This is a genomic window from Sphingobium amiense (genome assembly GCF_003967075.1).
Classification (GTDB): Bacteria; Pseudomonadota; Alphaproteobacteria; order Sphingomonadales; family Sphingomonadaceae; genus Sphingobium; species Sphingobium amiense.
Genome location: NZ_AP018664.1, coordinates 2,428,629 through 2,448,157 on the forward strand (window position 1 = coordinate 2,428,629; position 19,529 = coordinate 2,448,157).

Annotated in this window: 17 protein-coding genes; 8 read left to right on the plus strand and 9 right to left on the minus strand. The window is 66.1% G+C overall.

The genetic code is table 11. From position 1 onward, the window contains the following. Positions 1 to 52: 52 nt before the first annotated feature. The 4 genes from SAMIE_RS11650 to SAMIE_RS11665 are packed head-to-tail and all read right to left on the minus strand — an operon-like array spanning position 53 to position 5,464. On the minus strand, positions 53 to 1,675 hold the full coding sequence (locus tag SAMIE_RS11650; protein WP_066700268.1) for an NAD(P)/FAD-dependent oxidoreductase: 1,623 nt from the start codon (positions 1,673 to 1,675) through the stop codon (positions 53 to 55). Continuing rightward, entirely contained in the window at positions 1,672 to 2,946 is a 1,275-nt protein-coding gene (locus SAMIE_RS11655) for a PepSY-associated TM helix domain-containing protein (protein ID WP_066700270.1), read from the minus strand. Before SAMIE_RS11655 ends, SAMIE_RS11650 begins: the two co-directional genes overlap by 4 nt. Before the next feature lie 14 nt (positions 2,947 to 2,960). Continuing rightward, on the minus strand, positions 2,961 to 4,997 hold the full coding sequence (locus SAMIE_RS11660) for a TonB-dependent receptor family protein (protein ID WP_066700272.1): 2,037 nt from the start codon (positions 4,995 to 4,997) through the stop codon (positions 2,961 to 2,963). Positions 4,998 to 5,053: 56 nt separating this feature from the next. Beyond that, positions 5,054 to 5,464 carry a DUF2946 family protein gene (locus SAMIE_RS11665; RefSeq protein ID WP_066700273.1) on the minus strand — a complete coding sequence of 137 codons (411 nt, stop codon included), beginning with the start codon at positions 5,462 to 5,464 and terminating at the stop codon, positions 5,054 to 5,056. A 116-nt stretch (positions 5,465 to 5,580) separates the two neighbouring features. Between SAMIE_RS11665 and SAMIE_RS11670 the strand changes: the two genes are divergently transcribed. The 3 genes from SAMIE_RS11670 (at position 5,581) to SAMIE_RS11680 (ending at position 9,262) form a co-directional block, all read left to right on the plus strand. Beyond that, the gene (locus tag SAMIE_RS11670; protein WP_066700274.1) at positions 5,581 to 6,039 is read left to right on the plus strand and encodes a MerR family transcriptional regulator; all 459 of its coding nucleotides are present in this window, start codon (positions 5,581 to 5,583) and stop codon (positions 6,037 to 6,039) included. Between the two features lie 38 nt (positions 6,040 to 6,077). After that, positions 6,078 to 7,880, plus strand: a complete 1,803-nt coding sequence (locus SAMIE_RS11675; protein WP_066700275.1) for an acyl-CoA dehydrogenase C-terminal domain-containing protein — start codon at positions 6,078 to 6,080, stop codon at positions 7,878 to 7,880. A 95-nt stretch (positions 7,881 to 7,975) separates the two neighbouring features. Next, complete coding sequence (locus SAMIE_RS11680) at positions 7,976 to 9,262, plus strand: amino acid permease (RefSeq protein ID WP_066700277.1); 1,287 nt, start codon at positions 7,976 to 7,978, stop codon at positions 9,260 to 9,262. Here the strand turns inward: SAMIE_RS11680 and dnaJ are convergent. Continuing rightward, a complete protein-coding gene (dnaJ, locus tag SAMIE_RS11685; RefSeq protein WP_066700280.1) occupies positions 9,259 to 10,389 on the minus strand; it encodes a molecular chaperone DnaJ in 1,131 nt (376 codons plus the stop codon). The genes SAMIE_RS11680 and dnaJ overlap by 4 nt on opposite strands. A gap of 59 nt (positions 10,390 to 10,448) precedes the next feature. After that, complete coding sequence (dnaK, locus tag SAMIE_RS11690; protein ID WP_066700281.1) at positions 10,449 to 12,347, minus strand: molecular chaperone DnaK; 1,899 nt, start codon at positions 12,345 to 12,347, stop codon at positions 10,449 to 10,451. A gap of 177 nt (positions 12,348 to 12,524) precedes the next feature. Here dnaK and SAMIE_RS11695 point away from each other — a divergent pair, with 177 nt between their 5' ends. Both SAMIE_RS11695 and SAMIE_RS11700 read left to right on the plus strand, forming a co-directional pair. Then, positions 12,525 to 12,995 carry a copper chaperone PCu(A)C gene (locus tag SAMIE_RS11695; protein ID WP_066700284.1) on the plus strand — a complete coding sequence of 157 codons (471 nt, stop codon included), beginning with the start codon at positions 12,525 to 12,527 and terminating at the stop codon, positions 12,993 to 12,995. Further along, positions 12,992 to 13,456, plus strand: coding sequence for a vgr related protein (locus SAMIE_RS11700; RefSeq protein ID WP_066700287.1), 465 nt, complete (start codon positions 12,992 to 12,994; stop codon positions 13,454 to 13,456). The genes SAMIE_RS11695 and SAMIE_RS11700 overlap by 4 nt, the downstream gene beginning before the upstream one ends. A gap of 54 nt (positions 13,457 to 13,510) precedes the next feature. Here SAMIE_RS11700 and sdhA read toward each other — a convergent pair whose 3' ends face one another. Genes sdhA through sdhC form a run of 3 tightly spaced genes read right to left on the minus strand, consistent with a single transcriptional unit; the run spans position 13,511 to position 16,097 of the window. Then, entirely contained in the window at positions 13,511 to 15,313 is a 1,803-nt protein-coding gene (sdhA, locus tag SAMIE_RS11705) for a succinate dehydrogenase flavoprotein subunit (RefSeq protein WP_066700293.1), read from the minus strand. Then, positions 15,313 to 15,702, minus strand: a complete 390-nt coding sequence (gene sdhD / locus SAMIE_RS11710) for a succinate dehydrogenase, hydrophobic membrane anchor protein (protein WP_066700294.1) — start codon at positions 15,700 to 15,702, stop codon at positions 15,313 to 15,315. Before sdhD ends, sdhA begins: the two co-directional genes overlap by 1 nt. Continuing rightward, positions 15,702 to 16,097: a succinate dehydrogenase, cytochrome b556 subunit gene (gene sdhC, locus SAMIE_RS11715; RefSeq protein WP_066700295.1), complete on the minus strand. Its 396-nt coding sequence runs from the start codon at positions 16,095 to 16,097 to the stop codon at positions 15,702 to 15,704. The genes sdhD and sdhC overlap by 1 nt, the downstream gene beginning before the upstream one ends. Positions 16,098 to 16,293: 196 nt before the next feature. On the opposite strand from sdhC, the gene SAMIE_RS11720 reads away from it, so the two are divergent. From SAMIE_RS11720 to SAMIE_RS11730, 3 genes are all read left to right on the plus strand, one after another. After that, the gene (locus tag SAMIE_RS11720; protein ID WP_066700296.1) at positions 16,294 to 17,628 is read left to right on the plus strand and encodes a methyl-accepting chemotaxis protein; all 1,335 of its coding nucleotides are present in this window, start codon (positions 16,294 to 16,296) and stop codon (positions 17,626 to 17,628) included. Between the two features lie 165 nt (positions 17,629 to 17,793). Beyond that, on the plus strand, positions 17,794 to 18,786 hold the full coding sequence (locus SAMIE_RS11725) for a 50S ribosomal protein L11 methyltransferase (protein WP_066700298.1): 993 nt from the start codon (positions 17,794 to 17,796) through the stop codon (positions 18,784 to 18,786). A 23-nt stretch (positions 18,787 to 18,809) separates the two neighbouring features. Next, the gene (locus SAMIE_RS11730) at positions 18,810 to 19,529 is read left to right on the plus strand and encodes a dienelactone hydrolase family protein (RefSeq protein ID WP_066700302.1); all 720 of its coding nucleotides are present in this window, start codon (positions 18,810 to 18,812) and stop codon (positions 19,527 to 19,529) included.

Sequence of the window (19,529 nt, forward strand, 5' to 3'; positions counted from 1 at the left end):
GCTGATGCTGCCAATGTGCCAGAAGGGATTTAAAGAGTGGTGAACGCGGCGCTCACCGCGCCATGATCGCGATGGCGAGCGCTTCGGCGACCTTGATGCCGTCGATCGCGGCGGACAGGATGCCGCCGGCATAGCCCGCCCCCTCCCCCGCCGGATAGAGGCCAGCGACGTTGAGGCTCTGGAAATCCCTGCCGCGCGTGATGCGCACGGGCGAGGATGTGCGGGTTTCCACGCCCGTCATCACCGCGTCGGGATGGTCGTAGCCTGCGATCTGGCGGCCGAAGACGGGCAGCGCCTCGCGGAAAGCGTCGATCACGAAGACGGGGAGGCAGTGCGACAGGTCGGTGGGCGTGACGCCGGGCTTGTAGGACGGCTCGACCGAGCCGAGTGCGGTCGAGGCGCGCCCTGCGAGGAAGTCGCCCACGGTCTGCCCCGGCGCGTGATAAGAGGAACCGCCCGCGACATAGGCCGCCGATTCCCAGTGGCGCTGAAAGTCGATCCCCGCGAGCGGGCCGCCGGGATAGTCGCGTTCCGGCTCTATGCCGACGACGAGTCCGGAATTGGCGTTGAATTCGGCGCGGCTATACTGGCTCATGCCATTGGTGACGACGCGCCCTTCCTCCGATGTCGCGGCGACCACCCGCCCGCCGGGGCACATGCAGAAGCTGTAGACGGTGCGCCCGTTGCCGCAATGGTGAGCGAGGCTGTAGGCCGCCGCGCCAAGGTCCGGATGGCCCGCGCATTTGCCGTAGCGGGCGCGGTCGATCCAGCCCTGCGGATGTTCGATGCGCACGCCGATGGAGAAGGGCTTGGCTTCCATATGGACGCCGCGACTATGCAGCATCTCGAATGTGGGCCGCGCGCTGTGACCGATGGCGAGCACGACATGATCGGTCTCGATGACGCTGCCATCGTGGAGCACGACGCCGCGCAATTGCTTGCCCCCCTCTCCGTCCGGGTCCAGCACGAGATCGTCGACACGGTGCTGCCAGCGATATTCGCCGCCCAGCGCCTCGATCTGGCGGCGCATGGATTCGACCATGGAAACGAGGCGGAAGGTGCCGATATGGGGGTGCGCTTCCCAGAGGATGTCATCGGGCGCACCGGCGGCGACGAACTCCTCCAGCACCTTGCGGCCGAGGAAGCGCGGGTCTTTCACCCGGCAATAGAGCTTGCCGTCGGAGAAGGTGCCCGCGCCGCCTTCGCCGAACTGGACGTTGGAATCGGGGTTCAGCTCGCCCCGCCGCCACAGCCCCCATGTGTCCTTCGTGCGTTCGCGCACCACCTTGCCGCGATCGAGGATGATGGGGCGGAAGCCCATCTGGGCGAGGATGAGGCCCGCGAACAGACCGCATGGTCCCGCGCCGATGACGACCGGACGCTTGCCGGTCCAGCCTTGTGGCGCTTGGGCGACGAAGCGATAGCGGGTGTCCGGGGTTGGGCGAACATCGTGATCGTCGGCGAAGCGGGCGAGGATGGCCGCCTCATCCGCGACATCGAGGTCGAATGTATAGACGATCTGGATCGCGTTGCGGCGGCGCGCGTCGTTGCCACGGCGCACGAGGGTGAAGCCGCGAAGGGCGGCTGGCTCCAGCCCCAGCCGGTCGCAGATGGCGGCGGGAACGGCGTCGGCGACATGGTCGAGAGGGAGCTTCAGGCCGGACAGTCGGATCATGCCGTGCCTTTAGTCCCTCCCGCCGACAAAGGAAACCGGAGCCGCCGCACGAGCCACTCCCCGCCCAGCGCCCCGATCATGCTGACGCCGGTCAGGGGAAAGAGCGCGCCGATCAGGATCATGAGGCCCGCCACGGTACGGCGCGCCTGCGGGCTGGCGGGCGGCGGCGTGGCGAAACGGCGCTTCCACCAGAGGACGGGCGCGGTGAGGCACAGCACGAGGAGACAGAGGCAGCCCGCCAGCATCAGCAGCCGGTTCGGCTCCCCATATTGCTGGCCCTGATGCGTGGCGATACCCCATTCGACGCCCTTCGCGCCGGGGCCGAACATGCGCCAGTCCATATCCTGCTCGACCGCGCCGGATGCCGCGTCGATCAGGATGGCGCGGGCGTCCTGCGCGCGGGTAACTTCGGTGGCGATGAGGTAAGGCGCGCCGGGACTGGCGGGCAGAATGATCCGGTAGCCGGAGGGCAGGCCGCGCCGCGCGGCGATGCGGGCAACTGCATCCACGCCGATGTCGCCGGGGCGGCCAGCGCCCGGCGCAGCGTCGCGCAGGGTCCAGGGCAGCGCGTCCTTCGCTGGCGTATCGAGCGGGATCGCCGCCATTTTTGGTCGGCCCCACTGGTTCGCGGCGACAATCCCGCGCAGGCCGCCGCCCCATATTTCCGTCCACGGCATGCCTGTGACGGCGAGGAACAGGATGACGCCCGCCGAAAGGAAGCCCAGCGTGCCGTGCAGGTCGCGCCAGAAGAGGCGGCCCTGCGCCCTTCCCCTTAGCGCCAGCGCGGGCTGTCCCCGGCGCGGCCAGCGCAGATAGAGGCCGGTGACGCAGAGCAGGATCGCCCAGCCCGCGACCACCTCCACGAGGCGATTGCCGACCGGGCCAGTGAGCGCGAGGCTGTGCAGATCCTTGATCGTCTTCATCACGCCGCCGCCGCGCATGTCGCCAAGGATGCGGGCGTCGCGCGGATCGACGAAATGGGTGACGGGCGGCGCCTTTCCTTCGCGGGTCACGACCTGCCAGCTTGCCTTTGGATCGGCGGGATGGAGGATCTGCGTCACCTGACCCTTCGCCGCCGCGATCAGACGGGAGGGCGGCAGCGTCCGTGCCGCCGGACCGTCGAGCCGCGTGGGGTAAAGCCGCGCCTCGATCTCCGGCTTGTAGAGGTAGAGCGCCCCCGTCACCGCCATCAGGGCGAGGACGGGCAGCACGATGAGGCCTGCGTAGAAATGCCAGCGCCACATCGCGCGGTAGAAGCCTGTCTGTGTCATCGGCTGCCCCCTTATCAGAAGCGCGCGCGGACGCCCGCGTAAACCGCGCGGCGTTCGACGGGGTAGAAGGCGGCGCTGCCTTCGTCGGTGGATGTGGCAGGATTGTCGGGCACATAGCGCACGAGCGCGCTGATGTCCCCGATGGCGCGCCGGGCCGTCAGGTTGCGGGCGTCGAGGAACAGCGTCACGCCATCGCGCAACACCGCCTGCGCGCCGAGGTTGAGGAGAGCATAGCCCCCCGCCCGCTTGCTGTTGGCATAATCCACCCAGGCGCCCTGCGGTAGCCACTCGACAGCAGGCGAAAGGCTGAGCGATTCGCTGCCCAGCGTCAGTTCGGCGCGGTAGGCATGGCGCGGCACCACGGGCAGGCGGTTGTCGCCGAACTGTGTGTCGCGGCGAAAGCGGAAGTCGCTATACTGATAGACCTGCCGGACCTTCGCCCATGGGGCGAGCACGAGGCTGAGACCCGCTTCGACCCCCTGATGGCGCGTGCGGTCGGCGTTGAAGGTGGCGGCGGGGATAACGCCCGGCACGACATTATATTGCAGCATCTCGCCCCTGATGTCGGCGCGGTAGAGGCTGATGTCCCAGCTTGCGATGCCGACCGTGCCGCGCGTGCCGACCTCCGCCGTCCAGGCGCGTTGCGGGCGGACGGGGGTGAAGCCGGGCGCGCCGCCCGCCGGGGTCTGGCTGAGTTCGGAAAAGCCGGGCAGTTCGACCGACCGGCTGATATTGCCGTAGATCTGCCACGCGCCCCGGTCATAAAGCAGGCCGAATTTGGGCGCGAAGGCATCGAAGCTGACGCGGCCGCTCCGCTGCGGCGCGAAGCGGTTCGCGATGTCGCGCGTCCCATGGGTGTAGATGCCGCCCGCGATCAGCCAGAGGTCGGCGACGGGCGCGATGCGCGCTTCGCCATAGCTGTTGATCGTCCGCGCGGTCTGGAGCGCGTTGGCCATGGGCGCGCCGGACCGGCCGGACAGGTTGATGAACTGCCGCGCGGCGGTGCGCCCGAAGCGCGCCTGCGTGCCGATGGTGATCGCGGCGGGGATCGAACCGATGCTCCCGGCAAGGTCGAGGCTGGCGAAGACGCCGCGATCTTCGGATTTCTGGTCGATCACCTGAAAGATCGGGTGATGGAGGCTCTTGGCGTTATAGTAAGCGCCAAAGGCCAGCGTTCCGGCGGCCAGCGCGACCGTGGTGCGGTTCTGGAGGCGGATCGAATCGATATCGCGCGCCTGATCGCCCGCGAAATTGCCGCGCCCCGGATCGTTCAGCGCCGCCCGTTCGGTGAGCGCGCCGGGCAGCTTCTGCCGGATCGTCTGGACGCTGGCGTAGAAACGGGTTTCGACGCTGTGGCCGATCCGCAATCCGGCATTGCTGTTGAAGCGCAGCGCCCTGCGGTCCGCATGGGCGCGATCGCCGTCCGAACGGTCTCCTGAGACAGCGATGTAGACATCTCCGCGCGCATCCGCATGGCCGTAGGCGAGCTTGCCACGCAGCGTGTCGAAGCTGCCGCCGTCCATGCGCGCTTCGATACCCGGCGCGCTTCGCCCGGTCGGCGTCACGGCGTTGATCGCGCCGCCCAGCGTCGATCCGCCGAGGCGCAGGGCGTTGGCGCCGCGATACACCTCCACCTGCGAAAAGACCTGCGGGTCGAGTTCCTGAAAATCGCCATTGTCGTCGGCCATGTTGATCGGGATGCCGTCCTGAAGCAGCGTCAGGCCGCGCATGTGGAAGCCGCGCGACAGGCCCGATCCGCGAATCGAGATGCGCACTTCCTGCCCGAATCGCGGCTGGGTGTAGACGCCGGGGGAGAAGGCAAGGACATCGCGCAACGACACGGCGAGGCGGTTTTCATATTCCGTAGAAGCGACGAGATCGACGCCGCCGGGGGTGCGCCGGACGCGCTCCGTCGCGGCATCGTCGAGCGCGGCGGCGGTGACGATGATGGCCGGGCGACCGGCTTCCTCTTCGGCGAAGGCCGGACGACCTGAGAGGGCAAGGACGAGGGCGCACAGCGGCAGGCTGCGCGCGGCATGGATGCTTGGCATGAGGATGCTTTCTGAAAAACCGGAAGAGGCCGCGCGCTATGGCGTGGCAGCGGGGATCAGAAAGCGGTGGGCGGTCCCGAAGAGGGCGGCGGCGGCGCGGCGAGGCGCGCAATGAGGCCGGTCTTGAGCGCGAAAGCGACAGGCCCGAAGGCGACCTGCCATGCCGGGAGCGGCAGATCGGCGAGCACGAGCGGCGGAACGGCGGGCTGCGCCGACATGGCGAAGGGGCAATGCTGCTGCCCCTTCATGCCATCGTCGGGGCGACGGTCGCCGCGGCCGGGCGCCTTGTCCTGTGGCACGACCATGTTGACCGCGCCCTGCCCGGTGCAGAGCGTGACGACGACGCCCCGCTCGGTGCGCATGGGCATGAAGCCGGTCGGCGCGACGAGATGGACGGCGAGGACGAGCAGCGCCAGCGCCTGAAGCAGGCCGCGTGCGGTCGCGCTGGATCTTATGCCCCCCATCATGGCCCTGCCCTAGCCGCTTGGCCCGGCCCTGTCACTCGGGCAAAAGGTCCGGGGCCGGATCGCGGCCGACCGTCTCTAACCTTGACGTAAACGTAAAGCAGGATTACATCGGAGCCATGACCACACGCAGCAGCATCGCCGCCATCGACGTGCCCGATCATAGCGAGCGGCAGAGTTATAGCATCACCGACCTGTCGGACGAGTTCGGCGTGACCGCACGGGCGCTGCGCTTTTACGAGGATGAGGGGCTGATTTCACCCGAGCGGCACGGGCTTTCGCGCATCTACTCACGGCGCGACCGGGCACGGCTGGCGTGGATATTGCGCGGCAAGCGCGTGGGCTTCAGCCTGACTGACATTCGCGAGATGATCGACCTTTACGATGCCGACGAGGAGCATGAGGCGCAGCGCCGCGTCACGGTGGACAAGTGCAGGGCGCGCATCGACCTTCTCACCCGGCAGAAGGAAGACATCGACGCCGCCATCGCCGAACTCGCCGCCTTCGTGTCGGCGCTGGAGCAGAAGAGCGCGGGTGACGATGTGGCCGCGTTCGTCGCGTCCATCGAGAACAAGTAATTCCTTCGACTACCGATAAAAGTTTTCAGGAGACGATCATGCCGACCTACGCCGCCCCCGTTCGCGACACCCGTTTCGTGCTGGATCATGTCGTGGGGCTTGATCGCTATGCCAATCTCCCCGGATTCGCGGCGGCCTCCCCTGATCTGGTCGAGGCGATCCTGACCGAAGGCGGCAAGATGGCCGCCGAAGTGCTGTTTCCGCTCAACCTATCGGGTGACAAGGAAGGCTGCGTCCGCAACGCCGATGGCAGCGTGACGACGCCCATGGGCTTCAAGGCGGCCTATGACCAGTATGTCGCGAGCGGATGGACGACGCTCCACGCGCCCGAGGAGTTCGGGGGCCAGGGTCTCCCTATGGTGATCGCCACGGCGGTGGGCGAATATATGTCGGCGGCCAATCAGGCGTTCGAAATGTATTTCGGCCTGACCTCGGGCGCGATCTCCGCCCTGCTGGCGAAGGGCAGCAGCGAGTTGCAGCATCGCTATATTCCCCGGATGGTGAGCGGCGAATGGACCGGCACCATGAACCTGACCGAGCCGCATTGCGGCACCGACCTCGGCCTCATCAAGACGAAAGCGGTGCCGCAGGCCGATGGCAGCTACGCCATCACCGGCACCAAGATCTTCATTTCGTCGGGCGAGCATGACCTTGTCGACAACATCATCCACCTTGTCCTCGCCAAGACGCCGGATGCGCCGGAGGGCAGCAAGGGCATTTCTCTGTTCGTCGTGCCCAAGGTCTTCGTGAAGGAGGACGGATCGCTGGGCGAGCGGAACGCTGTGTCCTGCGGCTCCATCGAACACAAGATGGGCATCCACGGCAACGCGACCTGCGTCATGAACTATGACGGCGCGACCGGATGGATGGTCGGCGAGGAGAATAAGGGTCTGGCCGCCATGTTCATCATGATGAACGCGGCGCGGCTGGGCGTCGGCCTTCAGGGGCTGGGTCAGGCGGATATCGCGTTCCAGAACGCCGTCCATTATGCGAAGGACCGCCGTCAGGGCCGCGCTCTCACTGGCCCCAGGGAACCGCAGGAAAAGGCCGATACGCTGTTCGTTCACCCCGATGTGCGACGGATGCTGATGGAGGGCAAGGCGATCACCGAAGGGCTCCGCGCGCTCATCCTGTGGACCGCGCTTCAGGTCGACCTGTCGCACAATGCGGCGAGCGAGGAAGAGCGGCAGGCGGCCGACGACATGCTCCAGTTGCTGACTCCGGTGGTTAAGGGTTACGGCACCGACAAGGGCTTCGACGTGGCGGTCGCGGCGCAGCAGGTGTTCGGCGGCCATGGCTACATCTGGGAAAATGGCGTTGAACAATATGTGCGCGACGCCCGCATCGCCCAGATTTACGAAGGCACCAACGGCATTCAGGCGATGGACCTTGTGGGCCGCAAGCTGCCGATGAACGGCGGCCGGGCGTTGCAGGCGTTCCTCAAGACGGTGGGTGAGGAAGTCGCCGCCGCGAAGGGCGACGAACAGCTCGCGCCTATTGCCGATGCGCTGGAAAAGGCGAGCGGCCAGTTGGGCGCGGCGACCATGTGGCTGATGCAGAATGCGATGAAGAACCCGGACAATGCCGGGGCGGGCGCGCATCATTATATGCACATTCTCGGCATCGTCGCGACCGGCCTCATGTGGCTGCGCATGGCGAAGGCGGCCGCCGCGCTGATCGCGGCGGGTGAAGGAGACGCCGGGTTCCTGCAGGCCAAGCTGGTGACGGCGCGCTTCTTTGCGGAGCGGATCATGCCCGATGCGGGCGCGCTGCGCCGCAAGATCGAGGGCGGGGCCGAAACGCTGATGGCGCTCGACCCGGACCTGTTCCTGGCGGCGTGAGCCGCAGGGCGCGCTGACCCTTCCTTTCCTTTGGCGGAAAGGATGGGTCAGCATGCATCTGGCCAGACACCCTCCCCTTCTCTAGCATCGCGCGCATGAGCATCGAGCGCGGCGCGCCTCCCTCTTCGTCCCGCACATTGGGCCTTGCCGCCTGCATCGCCCTCGTCATGGGCAATATGATCGGGTCGGGCGTGTTTCTCCTGCCCGCCGCCCTCGCCCCCTTCGGCTGGGACGCGGTGGCGGGATGGGGTTTCACCATCGCGGGATCGCTGCTGCTGGCTTTCGTGATCGCACGGCTGACGGTGGCGATGCCGGACGCCAATGCGTCGCAGATGATCGCGCGCGCTTATGGACCGCTGGCCGGGTTCGCGATCGGGTGGATCTACTGGCTTTCGATCATCATCACCAACGTCACCATCGCGGTCGCGGCGACGGCGAATCTCAGCAGCATCGCGCCGGTGCTGGCACGACCCGGCATGGGCGTGGCCTGCTCCATCGGTTTTCTCTGGGCGATGACCGGCGTCAACCTGCTGGGCGCGCGGGCGGCGGGACTGACGCAGATCTGGACCACAGTCGTCAAACTGGTGCCCATTGCCGTCGTGCTGGTGCTGCTGGCGATGATCCTCGGACGCGGCGAAGCGCAGGTCGCGCCCTTCCCTGCGCAGGGGCTGACCGGCGCGGGAATCACGGCTTCGGCGGCGCTCACTCTCTGGGCGCTGCTCGGCTTCGAGTCCGCCAGCATCGCCGCCGACAAGGTGCGCGACCCGGCGCGCACCATCCCGCGCGCGACGCTGATCGGGACGGCGGCAACGGGCCTCATCTACCTCATCGTCTGTTCGGGCATCGCGCTGACGCTGCCTGCGGCGGAAACGCAGACCGGATCGCCCTTCGGTGCGTTCGTCAGCCGCTACTGGTCACCCGGCCCGGCGCATTTCATCGCGATCTTCGTCGCGGTGAGCTGCCTTGGCGCGCTCAACGGATGGACGCTGTTGCAGGGGGAAGCCCCTCTGGCGATGGCTCGGGCGGGCGAGCTGCCGCGCTGGCTGGCGAAGACCGATGCGCAGGGCACGCCGGTGCGCGGCCTCATCCTGTCTACCGTGCTGGCCAGCCTGCTGCTGGTGGCGAACAGCCTGCAGGGGCTGGTGGCGCTGTTTACCGCGATGGCGCTGCTGGCGACATCGGCGACGCTGTGGCTCTATGTCGGCTGCGCGCTCGCCAGCCTGCGGTTCCGGCTGGCGGTTCCGGCGGCGCTGCTGGGGCTTGGCTATGCGCTCTGGACGCTGTGGGGCGCGGGGCTGGTCCCGAGCGGTTCGAGCTTCCTGCTGATGGCGGCGGGCCTGCCCTTCTACTGGTGGGCGCGGCGGGAAGCGGGGAGACTTTAGTCCCCCCACAATTCCTTGAGCTTGCCAAAGAAGCCGGTCGATGCCGGGCATTCCTCACCCGTTTCGGTTTCGCGGAAGGCTTCGAGCAGTTCCTTCTGCCGGGCGCTGAGCTTCGTGGGCGTTTCGACATCGACCTGGATGACGAGGTCGCCCTGCCCCCGGCCGTTGAGCACTGGCATGCCCGCGCCGCGCTGGCGGATCTGCTTGCCCGACTGGATGCCCGCGGGAATCTTGATCTCGTTGCGGCTGCCATCGAGGCCGGGCACTTCGATGACGCCGCCCAACGCCGCCGTGGTGAAGCTGACAGGCGCGCGGCAAAAGAGCGTGGTGCCGTCGCGTTCGAAGATCGAATGGCGCTTTACGTGGAGGAAGATGTAGAGGTCGCCTGCCGGTGCGCCGCGTGCGCCCGCCTCGCCTTCGCCGGACAGGCGGATGCGCGTGCCTTCGTCGACACCGGCCGGGATGTTGACCGAGAGCGTTTTGGGCCTGTCGACCCGCCCTTCGCCCCGGCAGGAGCGGCACGGGCTTTCGATCACCTGTCCCGCGCCATGGCAGGACGGACAGGTGCGTTCGACCACGAAGAAGCCCTGCTGCGCACGGACCTGACCATGGCCCTGACAGGTGGCGCAGGTCTTGACCCCGGTGCCGGGCTGCGCGCCCGATCCGTCGCACGTTTCGCAGGCGGCGGACACTTCGATCTGAATTTCGGTCTGCTTGCCATGATAGGCCTCGTCGAGGCTGATCTCCATGTCGTAGCGCAGGTCGGCACCCCGGCGCTGCTGCTGACGCCCGCCGCCGCCGAAGCCCGACTGGCCGAAGATCGTCTCGAAAATATCGCCAAGGTCGGAAAAGCCGCCCGCCTGCCCGCGGAACCCGCCGCCGCCTCCGCCGTTCTGTGCATTGACATAGGCGTCGTGACCGTAGCGGTCATAGGCGGCGCGCTTCTGAGGGTCTTTCAGGCACTCATAGGCTTCCGACACGGCCTTGAATTTGGATTCGCTGTCGGTGCATCCCCCGTTGCGATCCGGGTGATACTTCATCGCGAGCTTGCGATAGGCGCTCTTGATGGTCGCGCCGTCCGCCGTGCGCTCGATTTCGAGCAGCGAGTAATAATCCGTCTCGGTCATATCGTTCCCGGCTGTCCCCGCCGCGCCGGATATGCGGGCGGCGGGGACAGTCTATCGGCTTACGCCTTGTTGTCGTCCACTTCGGAAAATTCGGCATCGACGACACCGTCGTCAGCCTTGGGCGCATCGGCTTCTGGCGAAGCGGCGGCAGCCTGTTCCTTCTCGTAAATGGCCTGACCCAGCTTCATCGCGACGGTGGCGAGTTCCTGCGCCTTGCTCTTCATGGCTTCGGCGTCGCCACCCTCGATCGCGGATTTGGTCGCCGCGATCGCGGTTTCGATCTCACCCTTGAGCGACGCGTCGACCTTGTCGCCATGCTCGGCAAGCTGGGCCTCGGTCGTGTGGACGAGGCTTTCGGCGTTATTCTTGGCCTCCGCAGCCTCGCGCCGCTTCTTGTCCTCTTCGGCGAAGCGCTCGGCGTCCTTGACCATCTGCTCGATGTCGGAGTCGCTGAGGCCGCCCGATGCCTGAATGCGGATCTGCTGTTCCTTGCCGGTGCCCTTGTCCTTGGCGGAAACGTTGACAAGGCCGTTGGCGTCGATGTCGAACGTCACTTCGATCTGCGGCACGCCGCGCGGAGCGGGCGGAATGCCGACGAGGTCGAACTGGCCCAGCAGCTTGTTGTCCGCCGCCATTTCACGCTCACCCTGGAACACGCGGATCGTCACCGCCTGCTGATTGTCGTCGGCAGTCGAGTAGACCTGGCTCTTCTTGGCGGGGATCGTGGTGTTGCGGTCGATCATGCGGGTGAACACGCCGCCGAGCGTCTCAATGCCGAGCGAAAGCGGAGTCACGTCGAGCAGCAGCACGTCCTTGACGTCGCCCTGAAGCACGCCCGCCTGAATCGCCGCGCCCATGGCGACGACTTCGTCGGGGTTGACGCCGGTGTGCGGTTCCTTGCCGAAAAAGTCCTTCACCGCATCGCGCACCTTGGGCATGCGGGTCATGCCGCCCACCAGCACGACTTCGCTGATCTCGCTGGCGGTGACGCCCGCATCGGCCAGCGCCTTCTTGCAAGGCTCCATCGTCCGCTTGATGAGGTCGGCGACCAGACGCTCCAGATCGGCGCGCGTCACGGTCTTGACGAGGTGCTTCGGCCCGTTCTGGTCGGCGGTGATGAAGGGCAGGTTGACTTCGGTCGTCTGCGCCGAAGACAGTTCGATCTTCGCCTTTTCGGCGGCTTCCTTGAGCCGCTGGAGCGCCAGCTTGTCCTTGGTGAGGTCGATGCCTTCGGCCTTCTGGAAGTCGGCCGCCAGATATTCGACCAGCTTGGCGTCGAAATCCTCGCCGCCGAGGAAAGTGTCGCCGTTGGTCGACTTCACTTCGAACACGCCGTCGCCGATTTCGAGGATCGAAATGTCGAAGGTGCCGCCGCCAAGGTCGTATACCGCGATGGTCTTGCCGTCCTGCTTCTCCAGCCCGTAGGCGAGCGCGGCCGCGGTCGGCTCGTTGATGATGCGCAGCACTTCGAGACCCGCGATCTGGCCCGCGTCCTTCGTCGCCTGACGCTGGGCGTCGTTGAAGTAGGCGGGAACGGTGATGACCGCCTGCGTGACCGTCTCACCCAGATAGCTCTCGGCGGTTTCCTTCATCTTCTGGAGAATGAAAGCGCTGATCTGCGAGGGCGAGTAATCCTCTCCGCCCGCCTTGACCCATGCGTCGCCGTTCGGACCCTTTGCGATGTCGTAGGGGACGAGTTCCATGTCCTTCTTGGTCATGGGATCGTCGAAGCGGCGGCCGATGAGGCGCTTGACCGCGAAGATCGTGTTGTCCGGGTTGGTGACCGCCTGGCGCTTGGCCGGCTGACCGATCAGGCGCTCGCCATCCTTGGCGAAGGCGACGATCGAGGGCGTGGTCCGCGCCCCTTCCGCATTTTCGATGACCTTGGGCTTGCCCCCGTCCATCACAGCCACACAGCTATTGGTGGTGCCCAGGTCGATCCCGATAACTTTTGCCATTTCTTCCTCTTTTAACCCCAAATCATGCGTTCAGCGGTTGATGGCCCCATACCCCACGAATGCGCCAGGGCAAGGCCGGTTTGCATGGGCGATATAAGCGCGCTTTTTCTTGGCACAAGAAGCGTGCGCGATTAGCGTGGAGGAACGACCGGAAACGAGACAATCACGGAGACATGGATGCGCAACGCTTTCGCCCTTACCGCCCTGCTCGCCCCGCTGGCGCTGGGCGCATGCGGCGATCCCGCGCCGTCCTATATTGATCAGGCGTGGGTGCGCCTGTCGCCCAACAAGGACATGCCCTCGGCCGGTTATTTCGTCGCGCATGGCGGGGACTCGGGCGCGCAGATCCGGGGCGTCATCACCGATTATGCGCTCAAGGTCGAAATGCATGAAAGCGTGGCGAAAAACGGTGTCATGTCGATGAAGCCGGTCGACAGCGTGGATGTGCCCGCCAAGGGCGAAGTCGCCTTCGCGCCCGGCGGCAAGCATCTGATGCTGTGGGGCGTCAACGATACGGCGATCGGGCGCGGCAAGATGCAACTCACCTTCCTGATGGGCAATGGCGACCGGCTGCTGGTGGACGCGGTGATCCGCAAGCCCGAGGCGGCTGGCGCTTCGGGGCCGGCGAAGGAGCATGACGAGCATTGACCGGCCGGGCGCTGACGGATGGAGAGGCCGCGCTGGCGCGATCCATGTTCGGCGGCGCCATCGACTATGGCAGGGTGCGGGTCCACAACCGGCGCTGGTGGCCGCTCCAGCCGCGCGGCGTCACCATGGCGCCCAATGGCGACCTGTGGTTCCATCCCGAAGGCGGTCTCTTCTGCGACGATTTCTGCGCGACGCCGCTTCATCATCAGGCGCATTTCATCCATGAGATGACGCATGTCTGGCAGGCGCAGCGGTCGGGGAAATGGTGGCTGCCGCTGATGCGTCACCCCTTCTGCCGCTACGGTTATGAGGTCGTTCCGGGCAAGCCCTTCGCCCGCTACGGGATCGAGCAGCAGGCGGAAATCGTCCGTCACGCTTTTCTGCTGCGGCAGGGGCAGAAGATCGACGGAAAACCGGATCGCGCGACGTACGACGCCCTTCTGCCCTTCCCGTCATCATGAAAAAGGGCGGATCCATGCGGCCCGCCCTTCTTTCTTTTCCGGCTCCGGCGCGTCTTAGTAAACGCGCGCCTTGGGCTTGATATATTCGGCTTCGTCCGTGAGCGTATAGTCGTGGACCGGGCGGTAATCGAGGCTGACCTTGCCGCCCGCGCCGCCCCAGCCTTCGAACCAGCTTACGGTGTGCTTCATCCAGTTTGCGTCGTCGCGGTTCGGGAAATCCTCATGCGCATGCGCGCCACGGCTTTCCTTGCGATTTTCGGCGCTCACCATCGTACACACCGCCTGCGACATGAGGTTGTCCAGTTCCAGCGTCTCGATGAGGTCGGTGTTCCAGATGAGCGAACGGTCGGCGACGGAGACATCCTCCAGACGCTTGTTGACCTGCTCCATCTTGGTGACGCCCTCTGCCAGTAGCGCGCTGTCGCGGAACACGGCGGCATGCTTCTGCATGGTGTGCTGCATTTCGAGACGGATCTGCGCGGTCGGCGATCCGCCCTTCGCGTTCCGATATTTGTCGAGGCGCGACAGGGCCAGATCGGCCGAATCCTGCGGCAGCGGCTTGTGGCTGCCGTTGGGCTTCAGCGTTTCCTTGAGGTGCAGGCCGGTGGCGCGGCCGAACACGACGAGGTCGATCAGGCTGTTGGAGCCGAGGCGGTTCGCGCCATGGACCGACACGCACGCCGCTTCGCCAACCGCATAGAGACCCGGCACCACAACTTCGGGATCGTCGCCGACCTTGGTCACTACCTGCCCATGATAGTTACAGGGGATGCCGCCCATATTGTAATGGACCGTAGGCGTCACCGGCAGCGGCTGACGGGTCAAGTCGACGCCTGCGAAGATCTTGCCGCTTTCGGTGATGCCGGGGAGACGTTCGGCCAGCACCTTGGGGTCGATATGGTCGAGGTGCAGGAAGATATGGTCCTTGTTGGGACCGACTCCGCGTCCTTCGCGCATTTCCATGGCCATCGACCGCGACACGACATCGCGCGAGGCCAGATCCTTCGCGGACGGCGCATAACGCTCCATGAAGCGCTCGCCTTCCGAGTTGGTGAGGTAGCCGCCCTCGCCGCGCGCGCCTTCGGTGATGAGCACGCCGGCGCCGTAGATGCCGGTCGGGTGGAACTGCACAAACTCCAGATCCTGAAGCGGCAGCCCCGCGCGCAGCACCATGCCGCCGCCGTCGCCGGTGCAGCTATGTGCCGAAGTCGCGGAGAAATAGGCGCGGCCATAGCCGCCCGTCGCCAGCACGACCGCATGGGCACGGAAGCGGTGGATGCTGCCATCCTCCATGCAGATGGCGATGACGCCCCGGCATTCCCCATTTTCCATGATGAGGTCGATGGCGAAATATTCGATGTAGAAGTCCGCGTCATATTTCAGCGACTGCTGATAGAGCGCGTGCAACATGGCGTGGCCGGTGCGGTCGGCCGCGGCGCAGGTGCGCTGCACCGGCGGGCCGGCGCCCATATTCTGCATATGGCCGCCGAAGGGCCGCTGGTAAATCGTCCCATTCTCATTGCGGCTGAACGGAACGCCCGCATGTTCCAGCTCGATCACGGCGGCGGGCGCTTCGCGCACCATATATTCGATGGCGTCCTGATCGCCCAGCCAGTCGGACCCCTTGACGGTGTCATACATATGCCAGGTCCAGTGATCGGGCGAATTGTTGCCGAGCGAAGCGGCGATGCCGCCCTGCGCCGCGACGGTGTGCGAGCGCGTCGGAAACAGCTTGGTGATGCAGGCGGTCTTGAGGCCCGCTTCGGCGCTGCCCATGGTCGCGCGCAGGCCCGAACCGCCCGCGCCGACGACCACGGTGTCATATGTGTGGTCGATGATCTTGTAGGCTTCGCTCATTACTTGACGATCCCCGTGAAGGCGATCTTGGCGATCGCGAAGATGCCGGCGGCCGCGCCGCCAATGGCGTAGAAGTTCAGCAGCAGCATGGACAGGAAGGCCAGCCCCTTGTCGTGAACATAATCCTCCAGCATCACCTGCATGCCGAGGCGCAGGTGCCAGAAGACGCTGACCAGCATCAGCATCAGCGGCACCGCGACCAGCGGATTGGCGATCCAGCCCGTCACGCTCTGATAATCGAGGCCGGGCAGCGTCGCGAGGCTGATGAGCAGCCACACGACCAGAAGCAGATTGCCTGCCGCCGTATAGCGCTGCGCCAGCCAGTGATGCGCGCCGTGCCGGGCCGATCCGAGGCCGCGAACGCGACCGATGCCAGTGCCGTTGCCCATCAGAACGCCTTTCCGAAGATGAAGAGCCAGAAGAGGACGGTCAGCCCCGCCGACAGCGCGAAGGTGGCGAGCGACCAGCTCTTGTTGGTGCGCAGCTCATAGCCCGCGCCCATGTCGAGCACGAAGTGGCGCAGGCCCGAGACCAGATGCTGAAAGAAGAACCAGCTCAGCCCCACCATCACCAGATAGCCGATCGGCGAAGTCGCGCACCTGATGAAGAAGGCATAGGCTTCCGGTCCCATCGCCGCGGCCATCAGCCACCACACGACACCGAGCGCGCCAGCGGTGGCAAGGCCGTTGCCGGTGACGCGGTGCATGATGGAAACCGCCATGTGCGGACCCCATTTCCAGATCGTCAAATGCGGCGAGAGCGGCCGGCTGTTGGTTCGCGCCATGTCTAACCCTGTCCTCAGTGCTGTCCCGTTGAGTCCCGTCCCCTTAGGCACGAACGCACGCAAGGGCAAGACGCCCTCGGGTGCGGATAAAGCGCCGCGACATAAAAGCCCGGACGAATAAGAACTGATTAACCAGAATGGCCTAGAACCGCCCCTGTTATTCGGAGTCATCGCACCGACAGGGGTTTTTGCGTTCATGCTGTCCTTCATGCCCGCCGCCAGCCATCAGGCCGAATTTATGGCCAGTCTCGAACGGGAAACCGACCTCGCCCGTCAAATCGGCGAGATCGGCATGCTGGTGCAGCCTGACATACCGAAAATCAGCCGCGCCTTTTATGAACTCTACATCGGCGATACCGGGCTGGACCGGCAACTCGATGCGGATGTGGTCGACCGCATCCGGCGCGAGACCGACAATTATATCACGCAGAAACTGCTGCATTTCCGCGAAGGCGAGTGGGCGAAATCCGCCGCCGACTGCGTGCGTCATGCGCGAAAGCATGGCGTGGCGGTCGAATCCGTCCTGCGGGCCGTCGCTGCGGCGAACGACTGCATCCTTGAGATATTGTGGGAAAAGAGCGGCGGCGACATGGCCGATGTCCGCCGTTTCACCGCGCCGATGCTGAAAATGGCGATGCTGGACGCGGGCTTCATGAGCAATGTGCTGGCGCAGGACCAGGCCGATTATCAGCGGGTGGAACGGCAACGCTATGGCACGCTGTTCGAACAGCGGATTGTGGGCGAGATAGACGGCGCATCGAAGCTGGGCGAATCGCTGCGCGAGCAGGCGAAGGACGCGTCCGCCGCCACGCGCGGAATGCTGGGCAAGGCGTCCGAAGTCGCCGCCGCCGCCGAACAGTCCGCCATCGCCATGCGCGAAGCCGCACGCACCTCCGCCGGTCTCATCCGCGCCATCGAGGATGCGCGCACCGAAGTGGAAAGCGCCGCCGAAGTTGCGCAGCGCGCTTCCGCCCAGTCAGGCGACGCCGTCACCATGTCCGCCACCCTGTCCGAACATGCCAAGTCGATCGAATCGATCCTGGGCCTGATCCGCGACATTGCGGGCCAGACCAACCTCCTCGCCCTCAACGCCACCATCGAGGCGGCGCGCGCGGGCGATGCGGGGCGCGGCTTTGCCGTCGTCGCGCAGGAAGTGAAGAGCCTCGCCAACCAGACCGCGCGCGCGACCGATGAAATCGCGGGCAAGATCGCCGACATTCAGGCATCGACCCGCCAGTCCGTCGAGACGAACGAGCGCATCCGCGACACGGTTGGCGAAGTGAAGGCCAGCGCCGAACGCATCCGTCACGCAATGGATGCGCAGGCGCAGACCGTCACGATGATTACCGCCGCCGTCGATGAAACCGCGCTCGCCGCCGATTCGATGTCGAGCACCATCTCGGCCATCCGTCAGGACACCGAAGTCGTCGCGTCGGAAATCGACCAGCTCGAACGCGGCTTCGTCAGCGTCGAGGGCAAGCTCACCAGCCTGCGCAATGCATCCTCCGACTTCGGACGGCAGGTCGCTTAACTTTAAAGCCGGCCACCTCCGTCACCCCGGACTTGATCCGGGGTTCCGCTTCTTCCTTCGGTTCAAGGCAGCGGGACCCCGGCTCTTCGGCCGGGGTGACGAGCAAGGCTGATCCACTTTCCATCTCGCTTCCCCTTACCGTCCCCCTGCTCTAAAGGCGGCGGGATGACCAACGATGCCGCGCCAGCGCAAAGCTGGAAAGTCACCCTGCCCTGCACCCGCGCCGAAGCCGAAGCGCTGGACGGAGACATCGCGGCCTTCGCGCTGATGGAGCATCCGCCGGTGCTCATGACCAGCGAGGCGGAGGATGACGGGAGCGTCTGGCGGCTTGACGCCTATTTCGAGGGGCGGCCCGGCCCCGCCGCCATCAAATTGCTCAAGACACTGGTGCCGAGCGCAGCGGGCGTGAAGCCGCAGGTCGAAGCGCTGCCCGACGAGGATTGGGTGACGATCAGCCAGCAGGGGCTGGAACCCGTGACCGCAGGCCGCTTCCATGTGCGCAACATCGCGGGCGATCCGGAACTGCCCGGCCACGTCAACCTGCTGATCGAGGCGGGACGCGCCTTTGGCACCGGGCAGCATGAAACGACAGCGGGCTGCCTCGCCATGCTGGACCGGATGCGGCGCGTGGGAATGCGCTTTCGCAACGTCGCCGACATCGGCACCGGCACCGGGCTGCTCGCCTTCGCCGCGCTCACACTATGGCCGCGCGCCCATGCCATCGCGTCGGACATCGACCCGGTCGCCGTCGATATCAGCGCGGACAATGCGCGCGCCAACGGGGTGCCGCTGGGCGACGGGCCGGGGCGACTGGCGCTGGTCACGGCGGCGGGCGCGGATCATGTCGCGCTGACCGGGCGCGCGCCCTACGATCTGCTCATCGCCAACATCCTTGCCGGGCCGCTGATCGAACTGGCGCCGTCGCTCTGCGCGCTGGTGGAGGAGGGCGGATCGGTGGTGCTGGCGGGGCTGCTGAACGAACAGGCGGATGCGGTGATCGCGGCCTACCGGCGGCAGGGGATGCGCCTTGCCGAACGGAGCGACCGCGGCGACTGGCCGACGCTGCACCTGCGCAAGCGGCCCGCGATCGGCTGGAAGCGCCCGCGCCGGATCGACCGCGCGGCGCGGGGCGAAGCGCCGGGCTTCGGCAGCATATAAAGAGACAGCGAAGGAGACAGGTGATGGCGATCGTGCGGCAGGTGCTAGTGCAGGAACAGAGCGGCGCGCCGTTCGAGAATGTCGCGGTCTTCGACGACGCGGCAGAAGGGCCGCGGCCCGGCGTGCTGCTCTTTCCCAATATCCTCGGCACCAAGGAATCGGACTTCGCCTATGCGGAGCGGGTGGCGGCTCTGGGCTATGTCGTGCTGGTCGCCGATGTTTACGGGCAGGGCAAGCGGACGCGCCGGGACGATCCCGACATGGGCCGATACATGGCCGAACTGAACGACGACCGGGCGCTGATGCGGGACCGGGTCAACGCGCCGCTCGGCTGGCTGAAAGCGCTGCCGCAGGTCGATGCGGCGCGCACCGCCGCCATCGGTTTCTGCTTCGGCGGCAAATGCGTGCTCGACCTCGCGCGGTCGGGCGCGGATTTCGCGGGCGGGGTGAGCTTCCACGGCGTTTATGATGCGCCGCCCTTTCCCAACGCGGAGATCAAGGCCAAGCTGCTCGTCTGCCACGGCTGGGACGATCCTATCGCGCCGCCGGACGCCACTGTCGCACTGGCGAAGGAACTGACGCAGGCGGGATGCGACTGGCAGATCCACGCCTATGGCCATACCGGCCACGCCTTCACCGACAAGGCGGTGAACATGCCGGAAAAGCGGCTCGCCTACAGCGCCGACGCGGACGCTCGCAGCTTCCGGTCGATGCGGGACTTCTTCGCCGACCTGTTCGGCTGA